The organism is Burkholderia sp. Se-20378 (assembly GCF_017104665.1).
Lineage (GTDB): Bacteria > Pseudomonadota > Gammaproteobacteria > Burkholderiales > Burkholderiaceae > Burkholderia > Burkholderia lata.
In genome coordinates this window covers 1-5179 of record NZ_JAAGPG010000552.1, presented here as the reverse complement: position 1 = coordinate 5179, position 5179 = coordinate 1, and the positions used below count along the sequence as shown (strand labels likewise).

Sequence of the window (5179 nt, the reverse complement as noted above, 5' to 3'; positions counted from 1 at the left end):
GCGCACTGGCTTCGACGACGAGCCCCGCGCCGAGCTGCGCGATGCCCTGGTCATGCAGCGAATTGACTGTCGCCTCCTGCGCGCCGCGCGCGACCCGCTGCAGCAGGCCGCCCGGCGCGAACTGCACGACGTGCGCGGGGCCGTACTGCCGTTCGAGCGGATCGGCGGCCCGCTCGCGGTGATCGTCGAAGCCGGTCGTCGCGTGCAGCCGCTGGTGCAGCGTGCCGCCGTAGGCGACGTTCAGCTCCTGCATGCCGCGACAGATCGCGAGCACCGGCACGCCCGCGTCGATCGCCGCGCGGATCAGCGGCAGCGCGGTCGCATCGCGCGCGGGGTCGTGCAGCGTGTCGGGCGCACTCGCGGCGCCGCCATAGTGATGCGGCTCGACGTTCGAATAGCTGCCGGTCAACAGCAACCCGTCGATCGCCGCGACGATCGCGTCCGCCGGCTGGCGCGCGCCGAGCGCGGGCAGCACGAATGCAAGCGCGCCGGCGCCGTCGACGAGCGCGGCCAGGTACTTCTCCCCCGCCGTGTGGTTCGGATGCGCACCGCGCAGGATGCGGTCGGCGGTGACGGCTACGATCGGGCGCGCACGCATGGGTATCTCTCCGGTAATCGCGCGCGATACGGCCGCACGCGGAACGATGAAGAAGGTTCGCGCCAGCGCCGCACGTGCACACGCGCACCACGACGCGGCGCATGCCCATGCGCGATCCTGCCGCGGGGACGATGCGGCAACAGGCGGTGCGACCCGGAACGGAAGCGGAAAACGACGCTAGGGCAACAACGATGCGCTGCCGTCGCACTGCACCGCGCTGAAGACGTGCGCGGTCACGAGATTGAAGCGGCGCAGGCCGCGATGGGAAATGGCGAAGAAACGAGGCTCGCGTAAAGGGGCGGCACGCGTGCCGCGATCAGCATGCCGGATCGGCCCGGCCTGAGGCGGCGCGCCCGCCGACGGACTTCGCGTCCGGCGTATCGAAGGGCTGGCGGCTTTCACGATCGTACTCGACTGACTGATGTATGCAGGACACGTGTCGCGATGAAGCGCATGCGGCAATGCCGCGCGGCGACACGTCGGCAAGGTGTCTCGCAGTGCATTCCGGCGCGGTGCGACCACGATCGATGGCCTCGCCGCAAGTGCACGCGTGACGACTTCCTGACATTCAGCTTATATCACCTAAAAATTGCGTCAAATTTTCAGGTGCCGATGACGACATCGGTCAGACGAAAGCCACACGAAAAAAACGGCATCGATCCCGTGGATCGATGCCGTGTTGTGCGTTGCATCGGTGCGGCATGCTACGTGCCGGCGAGCTGCGACGTCCTGCTCCGCCGCGCTGCCGCATCCGTGCGGCCCGCGTTCAACGATGCGCGAGCGCGGTTTCGACGAGCGTCTGCAATAGCGGCACAATCCGCGCCGCACGCGTTTCGTCATACGCGTAAGGACGCGTCTCTTCCATGTAGGTGATCTGCGAGAGCTCGAGCTGCACGGCCTCGACGCCGGTAGTGGGCACGCCATAGTGACGCGTGATGTAACCGCCCTTGAAGCGCCCGTTCGCGACGGCCGTATAGCCGCCGTGTTCGAGCACGCGTGCGGCCAGCGCCTCTGCCAGGCCCGGTGTGGCACTCGCGCCGCTCGACGTGCCGAAGTTGAAGTCCGGCAGGCGGCCGTCGAAGAAGCGCGGCACGTGCGAACGGATCGAATGCGCTTCCCACACGAGCACGCGGCCGTGCTCGCGCTTCAGGCGTGCCACCTCGCCTTGCAGCGCCTCGTGATACGGCAGCCAGTAGCGGTCGCGGCGACGCATGATCTCGTCGTTGCCGGGCGGCGCGTTCGCCGGATACAGCGGCGCCTTGTCGAACGTATCGACCGGCACGAGCCCCGTCGTGTCCTGCCCCGGGTACAGGTTCTCGTTGTCGGGCGGCCGGTTCAGGTCGACGACGTAACGCGCATGCGACGGTACGAGGATCGATGCGCCGAGTTCGGCCGCGAATCCATACAGCCGTTCGAGATGCCAGTCGCAATCGTCGACGAAGCGCGCGTCGGCCGTCATCGTCGCGGCGATGTCGTCGGGGATGTGCGTGCCTGCGTGCGGAATCGAGATCAGCAGCGGCAGCGTGCCCTGCTTCAGCGTGAATACAGCCGGTTGTTCAGTCATGTCGCATCACCGTTGGAAGTCTGCCGGCGCACGCATGCGGCGTGCACCGGTTGCGCGCGTCAGCGCAGCAGTTGCGCCAGCGCGGCGCGGTAGTCGGCATACGCGACGGCTTCGTCGCGATGACGGCGGCCGCTCACGACGCGCTCGCCGCCCGTGTAGACGTCGAGCACCGGCGTCTCGCCATGCTCCGCGAACACGATACCCGACAACCACGACGTGCTGTCGTGTTCGGCGATCGCCGGATGATCGGGATCGAGCACGAGCCAGTCGGCGCGGCACCCTTCGCGCAGCGCACCGACGCGCCGCCCGCTGGCCTGTGCGCCGCCCGCCAGCGATGCGTCGAACAGGCGATCGGCGACATGCGCCTGCGTATCGCTCGCCAGCACGTTGCGCGCGCGGTGCACGAGCCGCTGCCCGTATTCCAGCAGGCGCAATTCCGAGCGCCACTCGACCGACGCGTGGCTGTCCGAGCCGACGCCGATCACGCCGCCTTGCGCAAGATAGTCGACGGCCGGAAACACGCCGTCGCCGAGGTTCGCTTCGGTCGTCAGGCACAGGCCGGCGACCGCGCGACGCTTCGCAAGCGCTGCCGTTTCGGCCGCATCGACGTGCGTCGCGTGCACGAGACACCAGCGCGCATCGACGTCGAAGCGATCGAGCAGCCATTGCACGGGGCGCGCACCGTAGGCGCGCACGCAGTCGTCGACTTCGGCCGTCTGCTCGGCGATATGGATGTGCACGGGCGCATCGTCGGGCAATCCTTCGAGCAGCACGCGCAACCCGTTCTCGGATACCGCCCGCAGCGAGTGCGGTGCAACGCCGTAGCGCAGCCCGCCGTCCTCCGGCGCCACGCGACGCATCGCGTCGAGCAGCTCGAGCAGGCCGTCGGGTGTATTGATGAAACGGCGCTGATCGTCGCGCGGCGGCTTGTTGCCGAAGCCGGCGAACTGGTACGACACGGGCAGCATCGTGATGCCGATGCCGGCCGCGCGGGCGGCGTCGATCACGCGCGTGCCGAGCTCGGCGAGCTGCGGATAACGCGAGCCGTCCTGCGTGTGGTGCACGTAGTGGAATTCACACACCGACGTGTAGCCGCACTTGAGCATCTCGACATACAGCCAGCGCGCGATCGCGGCGAGCGCGTCGGGCGTGATCTTCAGCGCGAAGCGGTACATCAGGTCGCGCCAGCTCCAGAAGCTGTCGGACGGATTCGCGCGGTATTCGGTGAGCCCCGCCATCGCGCGCTGGAACGCGTGCGAGTGCAGGTTCGGCATGCCGGGCATCACCGGCCCGGCCGCGCGCGCGACGCCAGCCGGTGCGTCGGTGTCGGGCGTCACGCCGGTCAGCGTGCCGGCCGCGTCCCAGCGCAGCAGCACGTTACGGCGCCAGCCATCGGGCAGGTACGCATGGTCTGCAAACAACGTGGTGTCGGTCATGAGGCTATCCATTCATCCGGCGAAACACGGTCGTGCCGCCGCGTACGACCTGCTCGCACAGCGGCCGGCCGATCCAGTACGCGAGCTCCGCGAGCGAGCCGCCCGACCACGCGGCGAAGTCGGCCTGGCGACCGACCTCGAGCGCGCCGTGGCGATCCGCGCGGCCGAGCGCCGCGGCCGCATGGCGCGTGACGCCCTGCAGCACTTCGGGCACCGTCATGCGGAACAGCGTGCAGCCCATGTTCAACGTCAGCAGCAGCGATTCGAGCGGCGACGTGCCGGGGTTGTGATCGGTCGCGAGCGCGATCGGCACGCCGTGCTTGCGCAGCAGCTCGATCGGCGGCAGTTGCGTCTCGCGGATGAAGTAATACGCACCGGGCAGCAGCACGGCAACCGTACCGGCTGCCTTCATCGCCTCGATGCCGGCTTCGTCGAGAAATTCGAGGTGATCGGCGGACAGTGCGCGATAACGCGCGGCCAGCGCCGTGCCGCCCGCGTTCGACAGTTGCTCCGCATGCAGCTTCACGGGCAGCCCGCGCCGCGTGGCGGCCTCGAACACGCGCTCGGTCTGCGCGAGCGAAAAGCCGATGCGCTCGCAGAACACGTCGACCGCGTCGACGAGGCCTTCGTCGGCCAGCGCCGGCAGCATCCGGTCGCACACTTCGTCGATGTACGCATCCGCGCGGCCCGCATATTCGGGCGGCAGCGCGTGCGCGCCGAGGAAGGTCGTGTACACGGTGACCGGGAAGCGCTCGCCGAGCTGGCGGGCGACGCGCAGCATCTTGCGTTCGCTCGCGAGGTCGAGCCCGTAGCCCGACTTGATCTCGATCGCGGTCACGCCTTCGGCGAGCAGCGGCTGCAGGCGCGCGGCGGCCTGCACGAACAGCGCCGTCTCGTCGGCCGCGCGCGTCGCGCGCACCGTCGACACGATCCCGCCGCCCTGCCGCGCGATTTCCTCGTAGCTCACGCCCGCGAGGCGCTGCGCGAATTCGTCGGCACGCGTGCCGCCGTACACGAGGTGCGTATGGCAATCGACGAGGCCCGGCGTCACCCACGCGCCGTGCAGATCCTCGCGCTGCCAGTGCGCATAGCCGTGCGGCAGCGCGGACATCGCGCCGAGCCAGACGATCGTGCCGGTTTCATCGACGGCGATCGCCGCGTCGTCGATCGTCTCGTCAGGATGGCCGTGCGGACACAGCCTCAGGTGATGCCAGACAGTCGGTTTCATGCGTTCAGTCTCGTTCGCCGATGGCGAGCGACACGGCGAGCAACGCGCCGCTCCCGCTCACGACGACGTCAAACGCACGCCGCGGCCCGTCGAGCCGCAACGTGTCCATTTCTTCCAGTGTGTAGCGTGTGCCGTCGATTTCAACCGCGGCCTCGCCGGCCGCGCAATGCAGCAGCACGGTATCGGCATGCTCGATGCGGTGCACGCCTGCGCGCCATACGTCGAGCGCACCGCGCGCGGCCGAACGGCGCGTCATCAGGTTGAAGTCGCGCGTCGCGCCGTCGTGCAGCGTCGCGTCGATCGCCGCCTCGCCCGCGAAATCCGCGCGCGCCAGCGGTGCGTCGAGCACGTGG

Annotated in this window: 5 protein-coding genes; all 5 read right to left on the bottom strand. The window is 69.0% G+C overall.

Annotated elements, in window-relative coordinates; all coding sequences use genetic code 11:
• Positions 1-598: gamma-glutamyl-gamma-aminobutyrate hydrolase family protein (locus G3N93_RS33485; RefSeq protein ID WP_206134882.1), on the bottom strand; the 598-nt coding region annotated here is incomplete at its 3' end.
• Between the two features lie 766 nt (positions 599-1364).
• Positions 1365-2162, bottom strand: a complete 798-nt coding sequence (hutG, locus tag G3N93_RS33480; RefSeq protein WP_206134881.1) for an N-formylglutamate deformylase — start codon at positions 2160-2162, stop codon at positions 1365-1367.
• Between the two features lie 59 nt (positions 2163-2221).
• A complete protein-coding gene (locus G3N93_RS33475) occupies positions 2222-3598 on the bottom strand; it encodes a formimidoylglutamate deiminase (RefSeq protein ID WP_206134880.1) in 1377 nt (458 codons plus the stop codon).
• Between the two features lie 4 nt (positions 3599-3602).
• On the bottom strand, positions 3603-4826 hold the full coding sequence (gene hutI, locus G3N93_RS33470; RefSeq protein WP_206134879.1) for an imidazolonepropionase: 1224 nt from the start codon (positions 4824-4826) through the stop codon (positions 3603-3605).
• Positions 4827-4830: 4 nt separating this feature from the next.
• A partial coding sequence (locus tag G3N93_RS33465) for a HutD family protein (RefSeq protein WP_206134878.1) occupies positions 4831-5179 on the bottom strand: 349 nt, incomplete at its 5' end.

Excerpts from the sequence above, each read along its gene's own strand:
- hutG (WP_206134881.1), bottom strand. The coding sequence starts at position 2,162 with ATGACTGAACAACCGGCTGTATTCACGCTGAAGCAGGGCACGCTGCCG.
- G3N93_RS33475 (WP_206134880.1), bottom strand. The coding sequence starts at position 3,598 with ATGACCGACACCACGTTGTTTGCAGACCATGCGTACCTGCCCGATGGC.
- hutI (WP_206134879.1), bottom strand. The coding sequence starts at position 4,826 with ATGAAACCGACTGTCTGGCATCACCTGAGGCTGTGTCCGCACGGCCAT.